This is a genomic window from Tunturiibacter empetritectus (genome assembly GCF_013410875.1).
GTDB classification, from domain to species: domain Bacteria; phylum Acidobacteriota; class Terriglobia; order Terriglobales; family Acidobacteriaceae; genus Edaphobacter; species Edaphobacter empetritectus.
This window is the reverse complement of sequence record NZ_JACCCU010000001.1, coordinates 199,141-214,761: the sequence shown is the minus strand read 5'-3', so window position 1 is coordinate 214,761 and position 15,621 is coordinate 199,141. Positions and strand designations below refer to the sequence as shown.

The window sequence follows — 15,621 nt, the reverse complement described above, 5'->3', positions numbered from 1 at the left end:
CGTGACCAGTGTGCAAAAATGCTCCGGTAGGGTTATTGTCTCAATGTATTCATTCCTGCCCCATGGAGCTGCCCGATGCCTGAAGATGTAGCCCCCGCAGTCCCCGTCAAGCCATTAACCTATGAGATTAAACGTGAAGGTGAAACCGCCGTTGTGACGTGCCACGGCCGTCTAGTGGCCGGTCTCACGGACGTTTTTTACCAGGAGTTGAAGGAGGTTGCCGCCAGCAGCAAAGTGCTGGTGCTCGATCTCGGAGACCTGACCTATGTGGACAGCATGGGCCTGGGAACGATCGTCCGGCTGTATGCACACGCGAAGGGCGCAGGGTGTGAGTTCCAGCTCCTGCACCTCGGCAAGCAGTTGCGAAATCTGTTGAAGATGACCAACCTGCTGTCGACGTTCGCCTCTGCAGAAGATCATGGAATCACAGTCGCCTGAGCGCTCATAAGGCGTGGCGGCAATCTCGGATAAGTCTTCGAGGAATCATCTAACGAGATCCATGACCACCTCAATATCCACGTGTCGCGTGCTTCCTGGGATATCTAGCGAACCCAGAATCAGCGGCCTGCCTGCGGTCAGGAAGGACGTGCTTTGTATCTGAGTCTGTCGGATGATCGGGGCTTGTGGTCCAGCACCAGACCTCTCATCCGCCATGCTCAACTGCTCCACCTTGGAATTTAATCTGACGCCGTTCGCAAACTCATCCAGCGTAGCGTCAAAGTTCATGCCCACATCGAGGTAGGCATGACGTGGCGTTCCCCCTTGGGTAACCTCTCCAACTCCCGTAAAACGGCCCGCATGCGCTGCGCTTCGTCTATTGCCTCGTCTGCTGGCACACTCTTAGCAACCAACCGCCGCACGAAGCTTTCGTCCATCTGATCTGGATTTATGCGACGCCTGCGGTCAATGGCAAGGTTCCACGCGATGCGAATCAACCAGACCCGCATGTCGCGTACTGCCGGCAACGACCTGCGATGTTCGAGAACGCGAACGAAGACATCCTGAACAACGTCCTCGGCCTCCGCTTGGCTCCGCAAAACTGAATGAGCTACACGAAACAGAAGCGCGGAGTAAGTCTCCACCAGAGCTGCGGGATTAATCTCCGATCGAGAACCCTCCGCGGCAGACAAAGCCAAACTGTATCCCTCGACCGACGTCATTATGTCCCTTCTAACAAGACAGACGGCCGATGCCAGCTTTCGCTCGACAATTATTGTGGCTGCTTCAGGATCAGTGACCGAACTTGAAACCCTGTTGGGCTCTTGCAGCTAAACTGATCGACGATGCCTATACTCACTCGCCGAAGCTTCCTGGCAAACGGCTCCCTGGCCGCATGTGCCTTCCGAACCCGCAATCTTTTCGCATCGACTACCGCAGCGCCAACCATCGTCCACACTCCGAGCGGAGCCTTGCGCGGCGAGAGCAGCGCGGGAGTCCGCGTCTTCCGTGGCGTTCCCTTTGCCGAGCCGCCCGTCGGGCCGCTGCGTTTTCTTCCCACACAAAAAGTGTCCCCGTGGAAGGGCGAACGGGAGGCAACGCAGTTCCCCGCCGCGCCCATGCAGCATAAACAGCTCGACGTACCGCACAGCGAAGACTGCCTCTACCTGAACCTTTGGGCTCCCGAAGGCACCGGACCCTTCCCCGTCTTCGTCTGGATCCACGGAGGAGGCTTCACCGACGGCCACGCCTTCGAGTCCATGTACGACGGTACCGACTTTGCCCGCGAAGGCATCATCAGCATCTCGGTCGAGTATCGTCTTGGCGTCTTCGGCTTCCTGGACTACGAACCTCTCCTCGGTGAGCAATACGCAGGCTCCGCGAACAATGCGCTGCGTGATCTGATGACTGCGTTGTCGTGGATACAGAAGAACATCAGTGCCTTCGGCGGCGATCCCGCCCGCGTAACCATCAGTGGGGAATCTGCCGGCGCCAAGCTGATCGGCACCCTGATGGGCATTCCCACGGCTCAGTCGCTCTTCCACCAGATGATCTCCGAGAGCGGCGGAGCCGAACGTATCTGGGATCATGCCGCAAGCGCAGCCGTCGCAAAGGGCTTCGGCGACATCTGGCAGAAGCAGTCAGGCAGCGACCTCACAAGCCTGAAGACAGCCGCAGGAGCAGCCCTCATCCAGGCCCAGCAAGAGTTCATGGAGACCTGGCCGCATCACTTCCCGCTGCGTGCCGAACTCGACGGAACCCTCATCCCACGTCTTCCCGTAGAGACTATCGCCGGCGGCTCGACCCGAGGAAAGAGACTGTTGATCGGTACCAACCGCGAAGAGAGCGCGATCTTCCTCGGTCCCCATCCGGCCAAAGATGCAACGGCGATTCAGCTCGGCAACATGAGCGTCGCGAAGTTCGATGCGGTCTATCAAAAATACAAGGAGATCTATCCGCAACTCAGCGTCCAGCAGCGCCGCATTCGTGCCGTCACGGCAGAAGAGTATTGGATTCCCTCCCTCCGCGTCGCCGAGGCGCATCTTAAAGGCGGCGGCAGCGCGTATGTCTACGAGCTGGAGTTCCAGGAGACCAGCGGCCGACTCAAAGACAACGCCTATCACTCACTCGACGTCGGCATGGTCTGGAATCATCCTCACGAGCACGTTGCGGATGCCGCAGCCGAAGCCGCCCTCGGCAAGCAGATGCACACTGCCTGGGCCGCCTTTATCCGCGGCGAAGCTCCAGCAGCGCCTGGGCTTCCCGCATGGCCGCTCTACGACGAACAAAGCCGCTCAACCATGATCTTCGGAGAGAAGGCCAGCGCCGAAAGCCGCGTAGAACAGTCTCCACAAGCCGCCGAGCTCCAGTTATGGAACGAAACTCTATAAAATTCAATCGCTGGTTCCGAGCAGAAAGGACGCTACCTCAAGGGAGTCCAAGAAACTTGAACGGCTTGCTGACCACAAAATCCTTCACAGCATTCCCCGCATAGACATGGCTCTGGTTCTTTCCCAGGTCAAGCTTCTGCACCTTCCCGGTCTCAGCGGAGAAATCGATATCCTTGAAGTTCACCCAAAAGGTATTCGGTGTCACCGCGGACTCGAAGAAGTAAATCATCCTCTTCTGATCGGCCACCGTTCTCCATCGTGTCGACGAGATATTCGGTTGATCCGGTGTCGTCAGCCCGTACGGCACCGACACATTCCGAATCACGCTGAAGACGCTGGCAACCGTAATATCCGCACTCTCTCCCTGTGGAATTGCATTGATGTAGAAAGAAGCCCGCGCAAACCTGTCCGCCGCACGATTAGTCCCCGGCAGCATCACCGTTCCACCAATACCCTTCCAGTAGGTATCCAGCGCCAACTGCTGTTCGAATGCGGGTGAGTTCGTCATCACCTGATACTTGCGGTCATGGTGAATCGTCTGTTTGCCATCGATGTACTCCACAATCGCGCTATCGCCTGTCGCGTCCGACATCGATAGGTGCACGGTTGCGAGCCTCTTCTCTCCCGGCACATTCGCAGTGACCAGCGTGAAGGGCTCCTGCTCCAGAGCGTCCACCGCCTCTGCCACCGTAGAGAAGTTGTCCAGCACCCACTGCGCCCACAAGGAGATCGCCATCCCTGGCTTCCCTGCAACCGGCTTTGGATACTCCGACTCCACCAGCCACAGTAGATTCGTCACCATACCCTTCTCATTCATCCCATCGGTCGTCGAGACGTCATATCCCGTGGCCACCACGCTTCCGTACTTCGATCTCCACTTCAGCGACTCCGCTCCCACCTCCCCGTTCCGCTCCATCCCACGGGGGAGGATATAAAGATCCGTGCCTATATCAACCTGCCAATCCATCGAACGAGAGGTAATCACCTCGCCGTCCGGTCCCAGGTAGACAGCCCGCGTACACGCCCAGGCACGCAAGTCTGTCTCAGGGGAAAGAGCGACGGTCAGGAGAAGAACGAAAGAGCACAGCCAACGCGCCATCCTCAACATAGGAACCTCCGGTACGCAAAATGATTCGGCGGAGTCACAATAAACCTCCGCATCCCAATCGCCAACGAAAAATACGTCATCTTGCGCTGATAAACTCTTCCGCAGGAGTTTATTCACGTGATTGAACTGGCAGCATCCATCCTCGCCGCAGACTTCGCCCACCTTGCCGACGAAGTCGCCCTCGTGGAGCAGGGCGGAGCCACCATCCTCCATGTCGACGTCATGGACGGCCACTTCGTCCCCAACATCACCTTCGGCCCGCCTGTCGTCAAAGCCCTCCGCCCCATCACCAGGCTCCCCCTCGACTGCCACATGATGGTCGAAGATCCCGACAACTTCATCGCCGACTTCGCCGAAGCAGGAGCGGATATGATGAGCGTCCACCAGGAGGTCTGCCGCCACCTCCATCGCACCCTCCAGCAGATCATCCATCACGGCATGTTGCCGGCCGTCGTCATTAACCCCGCAACTCCAGTCGACACACTGGTCGAAGTCCTTCCGATGCTGCACCATGTGCTGGTGATGAGCGTGAACCCAGGCTTCGGCGGACAGAAGTTCCTGCCGCTCGCGCTCGACAAGATCGCCCACCTCGCAGAGCTGCGCGAGGAGATGGGCCTCAACTTTCGTATCGAAGTAGATGGCGGCGTCGCTCACGATACCGTCGCTCAGGTCGTCGAAGCAGGAGCTGACATGCTCGTCGCCGGCTCAGCCATCTTCAGCCCCGGCAAGACCGAGCAGAACGCCGTGGAATTTCTCAAAATCGCCCGGGCCGCAGCCCCGGCACAAGTCGTGTAGGAACGATTAGAATAGAACACAGCCTGAGCGCCCAGTCGCGCGAGGCGGATGGGGTCTATACCGGATGACGAAGCGTTCTTTCTTTCCAACTTTCTTTCCCAGCGTAAAGGCCGGCACGCTGGCCGGAGTCGCAACTGCCAGTCTGATCTTCGGTTCGCTAGGTTCCCTCGGAGCCTTCGCACAGGTAACCGGCTCGTCCCAGACGACCACCGACGCCAACGGTCAGCAGCATGAGAGCGTCACCCTCTCCGCAACTCCCCCAGACAAGAAGGGTAAAGTCGTCCAGTCCAAGGACACAAAAAAAGAGTTCCGCAAAGAGAAGGCGATGAAGCCGGCCGAAAAGCCCGACGCCAAGCTTCCCGACAAAGTGCTCTACGATAAGGCCGTGGACGCCACCAAGCGTGGCCACTTCGACGTCGCCCGCCTCGATCTCCAGACCCTGCTCAACACCTATCCTGACTCGCAGTATCAGATGAAGGCCAAGCTTGCCATCGGCGACAGCTGGTACAAGGAAGGCGGCACCGCAGCCCTCACCCAGGCTGAGCAGGAGTACAAGGACTTCATCACCTTCTTCCCCAACGCCCCCGAGGCCGCCGAAGCCCAGATGCGCGTAGGCGACATCTACTTCCGCCAGATGGACAAGCCCGACCGCGACTACGCCAAGGCCACTCACGCCGAAGAAGAGTACCGCCTCATGCTGCAGCAGTTCCCGGAGTCGACCCTGGTGCCCCAGGCCAAGCAGAGACTGCGCGAGGTCCAGGAGGTCATGGCCACTCGCGAGGCCAACATCGCAGCCTTCTACGGCACGCACAACAACTACCCCGCGACCATCGCCCGCTACCAGACCGTCGTCGACACCTATCCGCAGTACAGCCACATGGACGACGTTCTGGTCGGCCTCGGCGACGCCTATGAAGCAGAGGCCCGCTTCGTCCGCTCCATGAAGCTGCCCGAAGCAGGCAAGGCGCGCCTCGAAAAGATCTACGACGACCAGGCCATCTCTGCTTACAGCAGGGTTGTGCTCGAGCACTCGGCCTCGCCCCACGTCGAAGACGCCCGCGACCGGCTCGACGCCATGAATGTCAAAATTCCGCAACCCACGCCCGAGCAAATTGCCGCCAGCGTCGCACTTGAAAACAGCCGCCGCCAGTATCGTCTACAGGATCGCGCTCGTCTGCTTGTCCTCCACCAGCCAGACGTCGTCATGGCCGCCCGTGATGGAGAGCCAACCCTCGCCGACCCGACCCCCACCATCGCGCCTCACGTCGTAAACCAGATCAAGACGGACTTCAACGAATCGCTAAACCCCAACGCGCCGGCCACGGGGGGTGCTCTCACCGCGAAGCCCGCGACGACAGCCGATGCTGCACCCGCAGCAGCACCAGCCGCTCCTGCAGCCCCCGCCGCGCCTCTGGCTCTCTCGGACGTTCCCGCCGCCGACGCCGGTGCCGCCAGCGGAGCATCCTCGACGACCAGCATCTCCGGCGCCACACCAACTCCGCCCGCCTCCTCCGGCAACGTTATCAACGGAGTCGAGATTCTCAACTCCGGCGCCTCCGGAACTACCGTTCCAGCCGATGGCGGCCTGAAGGCGGTTGGACCAACCAACTCCACGCCTCTCCCCGCGGTTGAAAAGGCTGCGTCTGCGCCCGATGCAGTGAACGATATCAAGCCTGGAACTCAGCCCGCCGCCCAAACCGGCAACGCCAACGGAAAGAACAAGAAGCCTGACTTCGACAAGGGCGACGAATCCGACAGCAAGCACAAGAAGAAGAAGGGCCTGAACAAGCTGAACCCCTTCTAACCTCTGCGAACATCATCTACACGAAACAGAAAAAAGAGGATGCAGCTTCAGGCTGCATCCTCTTCTTCGTCTGAAGCGAACCCGTTCAGGAACTCTGACTGACCGCAATACGCCGCCGCACCTGCGGCACAAACAAAGCCGAGAGCAGCACTAACACCAGCACCCCCAGCAAGACTGAAAACAGCGGGCTCAACGACAGCCGTGGGTGCGCGCTCACCTGCCCGTGCGCCAGCGGCACATGCGACAGGTGCCCGCCCAACACATACGCACTCCCTCCAAACGACTCATCGCTCTCATACACCGCGTTGCCGCCCAGCACCGTCGTATCGCCGCCAATCCGCGCCTGCGAATCGACCACCGCGTTCCCCCCGATCACGGTCGCGCCCTTCCCCACCTGTCCGGTCACGTTCAGGCTGCCGAACAGCACGATCACCCGCCCCGTCACGTCACCCTCCACCTGCACCGAGCAGAAGACACACATCGCATTGTGCACTAGCTGGCCTGAGGCAACATAGACGTCTTCCCCGACATAAGCCCGGTTGCCCGGCGCCTGAGCGAGCGCGGTCGAGGCAAACAGAAGCGTAAAAACGAGGCTGCGGAGCGCAAAGTTCGGCAAAGTTCCCCCAGAGAATAACAGCGTGCAGAAGGTAGTACGCATACACCGCAAGCCAGGTTCCCAGATCTTCTTACACTACCTCAGCCCGCAGCCGCCGCCTAGAACCCGCGCCCTCGCGGAGGAACCGGATATGGATACCGGTTACGCCGAACAATAGACACGATCAGCCAAATGAGACCGGCGAGTATCAAAAACGGTGCGAGCGGCAGCAGCAGCCAGAACCTGCCCGGCAGAACCGTCTGCTGGCCATGAATCGACGCCCCATCGCCCAGCTTCAAGTCTCCCGCAGCAATCGCAACATCGCCGCCCACCGTCGCATCCTGGCCCATCTCGAGATCGCCGCCGAGCGAAGCCACATCGCCTGAGATCGTCCTCCCCGAATCCACCACAACCGATCCCAGGAAGGTCGCGATATCTCCCTTCACCTCGCCATGCACGCGCACCGTGCAAAACGCGCAGGCGATATCCCCCGCCGTCTCTCCATCAGCAATCGTAATATCGCTTCCAACCCCGGCGCGATCCTGCGAAGAACGGGCGAAGGCGGGTGTACAGGCAACAGTCAACACAGCAAGAGCGAGGAGCAGTCTACGCATGAAGGACCTCGTGGGCTAGTGTACGTGGATGCATCTCTCAACGAACCGCATTCCTCAAGCTCGAGCCGGCCACCGCATACCAACGGTTAACGCCCGTGGATGCTACCCTTAAAACACCGATGAGCCAGGAACTTCCAAAAGCATACGATCCGTCCGTTATCGAACAGCGCTGGGCCGAGTACTGGGTCAAAGAACATCTGTTTGACGTTCCGACCCCCGAAACTACGCACGCCGCACAAAAGAAGTTCACCATTCTTTTGCCGCCTCCCAACGTCACCGGCCGCCTCCACATGGGTCACATGCTCAACCAGGCGGAGATGGACATCCTCACCCGCTGGCATCGCATGCGCGGCGAAACCGCCCTCTGGGTTCCCGGCACCGACCACGCCGGTATCGCCACCCAGATGATGGTCGAGCGCCAACTCGCCGCCGAAGGCAAGAACCGCAAGGAGCTCGGCCGCAGCGCCTTCGTCGAAAAGGTCTGGGCCTGGCGCGACCTCTACGGCGGAGCAATCCTCGACCAGATGAAGCGCCTCGGCGCCTCCGTCGACTGGTCCCGCGAGTACTTCACCATGGACGACCGCCTCAGCCCCGCCGTCAACGAGGCCTTCGTCCGCCTCTACGAGCAGGGCCTCATCTATCGCGGCGCCTACATCGTCAACTGGGACCCCAGCATCCAGACCGCCGTCTCCGATCTCGAGGTCGAGCACGAAGAGCGCATCGGCAAGATCTACCACATCCGCTATCCCTTAGCCGACGGTTCAGGCTCCATAGTCATCGCAACGACCCGTCCGGAAACGATGCTCGGCGACGTAGCCGTAGCCGTAAACCCCACCGACGAGCGCTACCTCGCACTGCAAGGCAAACTCGTACGCTTACCGCTAAGCGAGATCAATGGAAGTCCCGCACGCGAGATCCCCATCCTCGCCGACGAGTGGGCCAAGCCCGAGTTCGGCACCGGCGCCGTCAAAGTCACACCCGCACACGACGCCAATGACTTCGCCATCGGCCAGCGCCACAACCTGCCCAACCTCACCATCCTCGACGAGACCGCGCACGTCCTCCTCCCCGGCTCGCCCTACCACGGCCTCGACCGCTACGCCGCACGCGAGAAGATCGTCGCCGACCTCGAAGCCCTCGGCCTCCTCGTCGAGATCAAGGAGCACACCAACTCCATCGGCCTCTCGCAGCGCACCGGCGTCGTCATCGAGCCGCGCCTCTCGCAGCAGTGGTTCCTCGCCGTCAACAAAACCCCCACCACCGGCGGCGACAGCATCGCAGCGAAAGCGATCGCAGCCGTCGCCCAGGGCCACATCAAATTCACCCCCGAGATGTACACGAAGGTCTACGACGAGTGGATGAAGAACATCTACGACTGGTGCATCTCGCGCCAGCTCTGGTGGGGCCATCGCATCCCTGCGTGGTACTGCAAAGCCTGTTCTGCCATTACCGTGGCGCGAACGACGCCCACTCACTGCGCCACCTGCAACTCCGCCGACCTCACCCAGGAGACCGACGTCCTCGACACCTGGTTCTCCTCCGGCCTCCTCCCCTTCACCGTCTTCGGCTGGCCCAATCCAAACCCGGATACCGGCATGCCGGATCTCACCCCTGATCTCGCCACCTTCTACCCCACCGACCTCCTCGTCACCGGCTTCGACATCCTCTTCTTCTGGGTCGCCCGCATGATCATGCTCGGCACTCACTTCATGCTCGACGTCCCCATGCCCGATGGCTCACCGCGTTCGCTTGAGAACGCGGTGCCCTTCAAAGCCGTCTACATCCACGGCCTCGTCCGCGACGCCGACCGCCAGAAGATGTCCAAGACCAAGGGCAACGTCATCAACCCCATCGACATCATCGAGCGCTTCGGCACCGACGCCGTCCGCTTCACCCTCGCCAGCATGGCCTCGCCCGGCACCGACATCGCCTTCTCCGAAGCCCGCACCGAAGGCTACCGCGCCTTCGCCAACAAGATCTGGAACGCCGCCCGCTTCCTCTTCATGAACCTCGACCGCATCGAAGGCGGCTTCAACCTGCACCTACACCCCGACCCAGCCGCAAACCCAACCAAAGAAACGGGTGCCCCAGAACCTGCCCCGAACTCGTCGAAGGGTCCCGCCTCTGGAACCTGGGCTCTCCCAGAGGAAACACCTCTTGAGAGTCGTTGGATCTTCTCCCGCCTCTCCCACACCGCCGCCGAAGTCGACCGCGCCCTCTCCGCCTACCGCTTCGACGAGGCCGCCAACGCCGTCTACCAGTTCTTCTGGGGCGAACTCTGCGACTGGTACCTCGAACTCATCAAACTCCGCCTCAACTTTGACGACCTTCCCGAGACCGTCTCAGAAGAGGACCGCGCCGCCAGACGCCTCGAAACCGCCCTCTCGCTTACCTTATTGATCAGCGTCTTCGAGCAGGCCCTCCGCCTCCTCAGCCCCTTCATGCCCTTCATCACAGAAGAGCTCTGGCACGCCCTCTGCAGCTACAGCATGGGCGGCCCATCACTTCCCAAATCCATCGCCCTTACCCGCTACCCGCAGGCCTCCGACTTCCCCATCGACCTCGTCGCCGAAGCCGAGATGAAGACCCTGCAGGACCTCATCGTCACCGTACGCGGCCTGCGCAAGGAACTCGGCGTCCCCGAGAAAGAAGCCACGCCCATCCGCATCTTCGCCTCGCCGGCCATCGGCGCGCTCGCGAAGTTAAACGCCGACATGCTCGCCAAACTTTCGCGTGTCAGCGCCGTCGAGGTCGCTCCCGCGGCCCTCACCGGCGCCAACGCCCGCTCCACCGCGGACTTCGACGTAGCCGTCCTCTACGAGCGCACCATAGACGTCCCCGCAGAACGCGAACGACTCACCAAAGATCTCGCCAAGTACGAGAAGGGTCTCGCCGCCGCCGACAAGCAGCTAAACAACGAAGCCTTCACAGCGAAAGCGCCCGCCCACATCATCGAGGGCCTGCGCAAGCAATCCGCCGAAACCCGCATCCTCTACGACAAAACCAAAGCCGCCTTAGACGCTCTCGCCGATTGACGGAGCAGGTCGATCACACCATCGAGCGATGGTCTCGCATAGTTGATGGTCTAGAATCAACTCGTTCCCACGTCTCGGACCACGACATGAGTCGAGTTCTTATCATCGGAAGTCACACCCCGATCAGCCGCGAGATCGGCCGCGCACTCACTGCCGCTCACTTGCCCACGGTGTATTCGGCAGGCCCCGCCGATGCGCTCAAGCGGTTGCGTACCCGGCGCTTCGACGTCGTCATTACCAGCGCCGATAGCGATATCGAGGAGAACCTCGCGCTCCTTGAAGAGATGCGCTCCATCAGGCCCGAACTGAAGTGCATCGTTCTGGCGCAACACAGCACCCCCGACAAGGTCATCGCCGCCCTGAAAGCCCGGGTCTTCGGCTGTTTCACCCCTCCCTTCGACACTCAGGAGATCGCGGCAATGGTCGCCAGTGCAGCTTCCGACAATCACTCGCGAGACGACATCGAAATCCTCTCGGCCCGCCCCGGCTGGGTCTCCATCCGTGCCAACTGCCGCCTCGTCACCGCCGAACGCCTTCTCTCCTTCGCGAAGGAACTCAGCGCCCAACTCCCCGAAGACGCGAGACAGGAGATCATCCAGGCCTTTCGAGAGATTCTTATGAACGCCATGGAACACGGAGCGAAGTTCAATCCCGACCAGGTCGTCGAAGTGAACGCCATTCGCACCGCCCGCACCATGGTCTTCCGTGTGCGCGACCCCGGCACCGGCTTCCAGAAGGAATCCCTCGCCCACGCGGCCATCGGAAATCCCGCTACCGATCCCACGGCCCACATCCTGCTACGCAAGGAACAGGGGATGCGCGCCGGAGGATACGGTCTTCTTCTAGCAAGCGGCACCGTCGACGAGCTAATCTACAACGCAATCGGCAACGAAGTAATACTCATCAAGTACCTGGATACAACCGCGAACAACGAGAAGCCCTGAAGCATAGCTCCGTTCATCCAGCAGACCTCTGCATCGAAACCGCGCCCATCATAAAACACAGCGCCGCCAGCGCGGACAACACCGCAGGCCCAACCGAAAAGAACTGCAGCGAAAGCACAGTTCCAAAGCACTGCAGCACAAACATCCCCCACGCAATCCTGCGCGCTGCCATCTCCCCGGCGCGCACCATCGACCCCAGTGTCCATGCCAGCCATGCGCCGAAGAGATAAAGGCTCGAGATAAACAGTCCAAAGCCCTTATAAAACCCGCCATAGCTGAACGTCGAGCTCCCAGCAGAAAAGCGCACGCTGTTCATCGCCTCCCACACGGCACGACCCTCCGCCGTGTCCGGGCGGAAGGCCAGAAAGCCGTACGTATGGCCCACGGCAAACAGCAGCAACACCACAGCCGCAGCGCGAAACCACGCCGCCGCCCTCATACCCACTCATCCGCCTTCGCCGCAAACCGCTCCATCACGCCGACCCAGCCGGAGTTCACCTGCTCGTGCATCTTCGACCAGCCCGCACCGTGTCGCTTCATGTGGCGATGCTCCAGCTCCACCAGCGTCGTGCCATCATCCGCCGGAGTAAATCGCACCTCCACCTCACTACACCTGCTCAGATCCGGTTCGAACTGCCAGTCCGGACGAATCTGCCACGCCATAACAAAAAGATGTGGAGGCTCCCACGTCAACACCGAACCCCATGGACAGTTCGTCCCATCCTCCTGCTCGGAATAGATCGCGCCCATCGGCTTGCCCTCCACCACCACACGCTTCATCGGTGAGCTGCCAATGTGGTGCGTCCGCGGCCACCAGCTATCCATCTCCTCCGTAAACACCCGAAACGCGCGCGCAACCTCTGCCTTCACGCGAACACTCTTCCGCACGGGCTCCAACTCCTGCGAGTCCGCCAGCAGCGTCGCTTCATCCATCATCAGTTGTCTCTCCGGCATATCACTTCTCCTCGACCTTCGCTTGAAATGCTTCCAGAGCCTCGCCCCAGAAGTTGTCCAGATACTTTCGCAGCGCCTCAAATCCCTTCGGATCCAAACTGTAGTAGCGCCGCGTTCCTGCTGCCTCATCGCGCACCAGCTTCGCCTCCTTTAAAACCCGCAGATGCTGCGAGACTGCAGGCCTGCTAACCGTAAGACCACGCGCGAGCTCGCCAACCGGCAACGGCCCCCGGCGAAGCCGCTCCAGCAGCATCCGCCGCGTAACATCCCCCAAAGCATTAAGTTGCACCTGTTCGTAAGCTTTCACTTACCGTAAGCTAGTACTTACATAAAAATCTGTCAAGCATTTTTAGAGATAACGAAGTGCCCGCTGCGCGCGGGGCGGTCACTTCGTGACTTGTATACCCCTTCGGTTGGCGCTCCCTTTGGTCGCGATCAAGAATCTCTCCGCCGACCAACGGGAGGCCCAAGGCGAGCCGGTACACCCCCCACAAAGTGGGCGCCGCCCGTGCAGGGCGCGCTAAAATCGGAAGTCGATTTATCATGGAGAGTATGCCGTTTCCGATCAAAGTCTGCGCCATCTGCTCAGAAGAGTTCGAGCTAAAGCCGGATAAGCCCGGCTTCGCCAACCGCTGTCCCGAGTGCAGCGCCGAAGAGTTCACCGACCCCGTAAGCAAGCAACGCATGGACTCCGACGAGCGCAAAAACCAGACCGAAGCCAACGCCGCCCGGCGCCAGGCCATGCGCGAGCTCCTCTACCGCAAAGACAGCTAGCGGCCCCCGCACTTCTGGCAACGACTCTGCACTTCAGCGGTTGATCGCGGCACCCGCCCCGCATACTCTAAGTCCATGAGTTCTACGGCCAAGCCGACGCCCCAGGCGCCCTCCCTCCACCTGCGCGGAGTCCGCAAGGCCTTCGCCGAGGTCGTCGCCGTCAACGGTCTCGATCTCGAGGTCACATCCGGCGAGTGCTTCGGTCTGCTCGGGCCAAACGGCGCCGGCAAAACCACTACCATCGAGATCTGCGAAGGCCTCACCGCACCCGACAGCGGCGTCGTCGAACTCCTCGGTCTCAACTGGAGCACACACGCCGAAGAACTGCGCCAGCGCATCGGCCTCCAACTCCAGGAGACCCAGTTCTCCGAGAAGATGACCGTCGAAGAGACCCTGCGCCTCTTCCGCAGCTTCTTTCGCCGCGGCATCACCGTCGAAGACTCCATCAAAACCGCCCAGCTCGAAGAGAAGCGCAGCGCCCGCGTAGGCACTCTCTCCGGCGGCCAGAAGCAGCGACTCGCCATGGCCTGCGCGCTCGTCGGCGACCCCGAGCTGCTCTTCCTCGACGAGCCCACCACCGGCCTCGATCCCCAGGCACGCCGCAACCTCTGGGATCTCCTCGACCGCCTCAAGCAGGAGGGCCGCACCATCATCCTCACCACCCACTACATGGACGAGGCCGAGCGCCTCTGCGACCGCGTCGCGATCATGGACCACGGCCGCATCATCGCGCTCGACACCCCGCCGAAGCTCATCGCCTCCGTCGGCGGAGAACACATCGTAGAGTTCGCCGCCACCAGCCAGGACAACGGAGCAACCGGAGCAAACGGAGCCGCCGCAGTCGATCCAGCCCTGCTGACAGCCATCGACGGAGTAGAGTCACACCGCCTCACCGCCGGAATCCACCAGCTCTCCGTGCGCGAGCTCCACACCGCAGTCCCGAAGATCTTCTCCGTACTCGCCTCGCAGGGGCTTCACCTCGACGAGTTCCGCACCCACTCGGCCACGCTCGAAGATGTCTTCGTAGCCCTCACCGGAAGGAACCTCCGCGATGAATAAGCTGGAGTTCAGCAGCCTCTATCAACTCACGATGATGCGCTTCCGCCTCTTCCTTCGCGAGCCCGAAGCCATCTTCTGGATCTTCATCTTCCCCATCCTGCTCGCCGCCGGCCTTGGCATCGCCTTTCGCAACCGCCCGCCGGAGGTCCTTCAGGTAGGCGCGACCACGCTGCAACTCACCCAGGCACTCAACGCCGACAAAGGACTGACCTCCACAACGATGGATGAAGCAGCAGGCACGCAGGCGTTAGCGACGGGACGCATTCTGCTCCTCGCAGTTCAGAGGCCGGACACGACTGTCTACCAGTATGACTCCACCAACCCGGACGCACGAACCGCAAAGCTCCTCGCCGACCGCGCCATCCAAACCGCAGCCGGCCGACACGACGCCCTCCCCACCAAAGAAGAGTTAGTCCACGAAACCGGCTCCCGGTACATCGACTTCGTCGTGCCAGGCCTGCTGGGAATGAACTTGATGGGATCCGCCATGTGGGGCATGGGATTCGCCATCGTTGACGCGCGCCAAAAGAAACTCCTCAAGCGCCTCGTCGCCTCGCCCATGCCGCGCTGGCAGTACCTCGCATCGTTTCTCCTCTCGCGTCTGGTTATGCTCGTCATCGAAGTCGCCGCCTTCCTCGGCTTCTCCCGCCTCGTCTTCGGTGTGCCCTTCCGCGGATCGATCACGCAACTCGCACTCCTCTGCATGCTCACTTCACTAGCCTTCTCTGCCCTCGGCCTGCTCACAGCCTCCCGCGCCAAAACCATCGAAGCTGTCTCCGGCCTCATGAACTTCGTCATGTTTCCCATGTGGATCTTCTCCGGAGTCTTCTTCTCCTCCACCCGCTTTCCCGCAGTCGTCCAGCCCCTGATCCGAGCATTGCCTCTCACCGCCGCCATCGACGCCATGCGCGGCAACATGCTTCAAGGAATGAGCCTCCAACAACTCATCGCCCCAGTAGCCATCCTTCTGGCATGGCTCATCATCCCCTTCGCCATCTCCCTCCTCATCTTCCGCTGGCGCTAGATATCGGGGGACGAAAACTCAAGGGAAATACCAGTGGTAGGCCAGCTTCGGGTCCGACACAAGGAGCTGCCGAAAACCTCGTTTTTC

16 protein-coding genes are annotated in these 15,621 nt (G+C 60.9%); 9 read left to right on the top strand and 7 right to left on the bottom strand.

All coding sequences use genetic code 11. The features are described 5' to 3' along the window. Positions 1 to 75: 75 nt before the first annotated feature. Entirely contained in the window at positions 76 to 438 is a 363-nt protein-coding gene (locus HDF08_RS00810; protein WP_179636559.1) for an STAS domain-containing protein, read from the top strand. A 284-nt stretch (positions 439 to 722) separates the two neighbouring features. Here HDF08_RS00810 and HDF08_RS00805 read toward each other — a convergent pair whose 3' ends face one another. Further along, complete coding sequence (locus HDF08_RS00805; RefSeq protein WP_179636558.1) at positions 723 to 1,160, bottom strand: RNA polymerase sigma factor; 438 nt, start codon at positions 1,158 to 1,160, stop codon at positions 723 to 725. Between the two features lie 123 nt (positions 1,161 to 1,283). On the opposite strand from HDF08_RS00805, the gene HDF08_RS00800 reads away from it, so the two are divergent. Then, the gene (locus tag HDF08_RS00800; protein ID WP_179636557.1) at positions 1,284 to 2,828 is read left to right on the top strand and encodes a carboxylesterase/lipase family protein; all 1,545 of its coding nucleotides are present in this window, start codon (positions 1,284 to 1,286) and stop codon (positions 2,826 to 2,828) included. 37 nt (positions 2,829 to 2,865) lie between these two features. On the opposite strand, the gene HDF08_RS00795 is transcribed toward HDF08_RS00800, so the two are convergent. Beyond that, the gene (locus tag HDF08_RS00795; RefSeq protein ID WP_179638707.1) at positions 2,866 to 3,927 is read right to left on the bottom strand and encodes a linear amide C-N hydrolase; all 1,062 of its coding nucleotides are present in this window, start codon (positions 3,925 to 3,927) and stop codon (positions 2,866 to 2,868) included. 126 nt (positions 3,928 to 4,053) lie between these two features. On the opposite strand from HDF08_RS00795, the gene rpe reads away from it, so the two are divergent. Beyond that, positions 4,054 to 4,731, top strand: coding sequence for a ribulose-phosphate 3-epimerase (gene rpe / locus HDF08_RS00790; protein ID WP_179636556.1), 678 nt, complete (start codon positions 4,054 to 4,056; stop codon positions 4,729 to 4,731). Positions 4,732 to 4,795: 64 nt separating this feature from the next. Continuing rightward, positions 4,796 to 6,535 (top strand): outer membrane protein assembly factor BamD, encoded by a 1,740-nt coding sequence (locus tag HDF08_RS00785; protein ID WP_179636555.1) that lies wholly within the window; start codon positions 4,796 to 4,798, stop codon positions 6,533 to 6,535. A gap of 85 nt (positions 6,536 to 6,620) precedes the next feature. Here the strand turns inward: HDF08_RS00785 and HDF08_RS00780 are convergent, their stop codons facing one another. Together HDF08_RS00780 and HDF08_RS00775 are read right to left on the bottom strand one after the other, a co-directional pair. Then, positions 6,621 to 7,193, bottom strand: a complete 573-nt coding sequence (locus HDF08_RS00780; RefSeq protein ID WP_179636554.1) for a hypothetical protein — start codon at positions 7,191 to 7,193, stop codon at positions 6,621 to 6,623. Between the two features lie 56 nt (positions 7,194 to 7,249). Then, positions 7,250 to 7,744: a polymer-forming cytoskeletal protein gene (locus tag HDF08_RS00775; protein WP_179636553.1), complete on the bottom strand. Its 495-nt coding sequence runs from the start codon at positions 7,742 to 7,744 to the stop codon at positions 7,250 to 7,252. A gap of 119 nt (positions 7,745 to 7,863) precedes the next feature. Here HDF08_RS00775 and HDF08_RS00770 point away from each other — a divergent pair, with 119 nt between their 5' ends. Both HDF08_RS00770 and HDF08_RS00765 read left to right on the top strand, forming a co-directional pair. Next, complete coding sequence (locus HDF08_RS00770; RefSeq protein ID WP_179636552.1) at positions 7,864 to 10,779, top strand: valine--tRNA ligase; 2,916 nt, start codon at positions 7,864 to 7,866, stop codon at positions 10,777 to 10,779. 86 nt (positions 10,780 to 10,865) lie between these two features. Further along, on the top strand, positions 10,866 to 11,723 hold the full coding sequence (locus tag HDF08_RS00765) for an ATP-binding response regulator (RefSeq protein ID WP_179636551.1): 858 nt from the start codon (positions 10,866 to 10,868) through the stop codon (positions 11,721 to 11,723). 13 nt (positions 11,724 to 11,736) lie between these two features. Here HDF08_RS00765 and HDF08_RS00760 read toward each other — a convergent pair whose 3' ends face one another. From HDF08_RS00760 to HDF08_RS00750, 3 genes are read right to left on the bottom strand one after another with little or no spacing between them, the layout of a single operon-like run. Then, positions 11,737 to 12,162 carry an LIC_13387 family protein gene (locus HDF08_RS00760; protein ID WP_179636550.1) on the bottom strand — a complete coding sequence of 142 codons (426 nt, stop codon included), beginning with the start codon at positions 12,160 to 12,162 and terminating at the stop codon, positions 11,737 to 11,739. Then, entirely contained in the window at positions 12,159 to 12,677 is a 519-nt protein-coding gene (locus HDF08_RS00755; RefSeq protein WP_179636549.1) for an SRPBCC family protein, read from the bottom strand. Before HDF08_RS00755 ends, HDF08_RS00760 begins: the two co-directional genes overlap by 4 nt. A gap of 1 nt (position 12,678) precedes the next feature. After that, positions 12,679 to 12,984, bottom strand: a complete 306-nt coding sequence (locus HDF08_RS00750; RefSeq protein ID WP_179636548.1) for an ArsR/SmtB family transcription factor — start codon at positions 12,982 to 12,984, stop codon at positions 12,679 to 12,681. A gap of 245 nt (positions 12,985 to 13,229) precedes the next feature. Here HDF08_RS00750 and HDF08_RS00745 point away from each other — a divergent pair, with 245 nt between their 5' ends. The 3 genes from HDF08_RS00745 (at position 13,230) to HDF08_RS00735 (ending at position 15,534) form a co-directional block, all read left to right on the top strand. Further along, positions 13,230 to 13,451: a hypothetical protein gene (locus HDF08_RS00745; protein WP_179636547.1), complete on the top strand. Its 222-nt coding sequence runs from the start codon at positions 13,230 to 13,232 to the stop codon at positions 13,449 to 13,451. Between the two features lie 75 nt (positions 13,452 to 13,526). Beyond that, a complete protein-coding gene (locus tag HDF08_RS00740; RefSeq protein ID WP_179636546.1) occupies positions 13,527 to 14,510 on the top strand; it encodes an ABC transporter ATP-binding protein in 984 nt (327 codons plus the stop codon). Then, positions 14,503 to 15,534 (top strand): ABC transporter permease, encoded by a 1,032-nt coding sequence (locus tag HDF08_RS00735; RefSeq protein ID WP_179636545.1) that lies wholly within the window; start codon positions 14,503 to 14,505, stop codon positions 15,532 to 15,534. Before HDF08_RS00740 ends, HDF08_RS00735 begins: the two co-directional genes overlap by 8 nt. Positions 15,535 to 15,621 lie beyond the last annotated feature (87 nt).

Excerpts from the sequence above, each read along its gene's own strand:
- HDF08_RS00810 (WP_179636559.1), top strand. The coding sequence starts at position 76 with ATGCCTGAAGATGTAGCCCCCGCAGTCCCCGTCAAGCCATTAACCTAT.
- HDF08_RS00805 (WP_179636558.1), bottom strand. The coding sequence starts at position 1,160 with ATGACGTCGGTCGAGGGATACAGTTTGGCTTTGTCTGCCGCGGAGGGT.
- HDF08_RS00800 (WP_179636557.1), top strand. The coding sequence starts at position 1,284 with ATGCCTATACTCACTCGCCGAAGCTTCCTGGCAAACGGCTCCCTGGCC.
- HDF08_RS00795 (WP_179638707.1), bottom strand. The coding sequence starts at position 3,927 with ATGGCGCGTTGGCTGTGCTCTTTCGTTCTTCTCCTGACCGTCGCTCTT.
- HDF08_RS00785 (WP_179636555.1), top strand. The coding sequence starts at position 4,796 with ATGACGAAGCGTTCTTTCTTTCCAACTTTCTTTCCCAGCGTAAAGGCC.
- HDF08_RS00780 (WP_179636554.1), bottom strand. The coding sequence starts at position 7,193 with ATGCGTACTACCTTCTGCACGCTGTTATTCTCTGGGGGAACTTTGCCG.
- HDF08_RS00775 (WP_179636553.1), bottom strand. The coding sequence starts at position 7,744 with ATGCGTAGACTGCTCCTCGCTCTTGCTGTGTTGACTGTTGCCTGTACA.
- HDF08_RS00770 (WP_179636552.1), top strand. The coding sequence starts at position 7,864 with ATGAGCCAGGAACTTCCAAAAGCATACGATCCGTCCGTTATCGAACAG.
- HDF08_RS00765 (WP_179636551.1), top strand. The coding sequence starts at position 10,866 with ATGAGTCGAGTTCTTATCATCGGAAGTCACACCCCGATCAGCCGCGAG.
- HDF08_RS00760 (WP_179636550.1), bottom strand. The coding sequence starts at position 12,162 with ATGAGGGCGGCGGCGTGGTTTCGCGCTGCGGCTGTGGTGTTGCTGCTG.
- HDF08_RS00755 (WP_179636549.1), bottom strand. The coding sequence starts at position 12,677 with ATGCCGGAGAGACAACTGATGATGGATGAAGCGACGCTGCTGGCGGAC.
- HDF08_RS00745 (WP_179636547.1), top strand. The coding sequence starts at position 13,230 with ATGCCGTTTCCGATCAAAGTCTGCGCCATCTGCTCAGAAGAGTTCGAG.
- HDF08_RS00740 (WP_179636546.1), top strand. The coding sequence starts at position 13,527 with ATGAGTTCTACGGCCAAGCCGACGCCCCAGGCGCCCTCCCTCCACCTG.
- HDF08_RS00735 (WP_179636545.1), top strand. The coding sequence starts at position 14,503 with ATGAATAAGCTGGAGTTCAGCAGCCTCTATCAACTCACGATGATGCGC.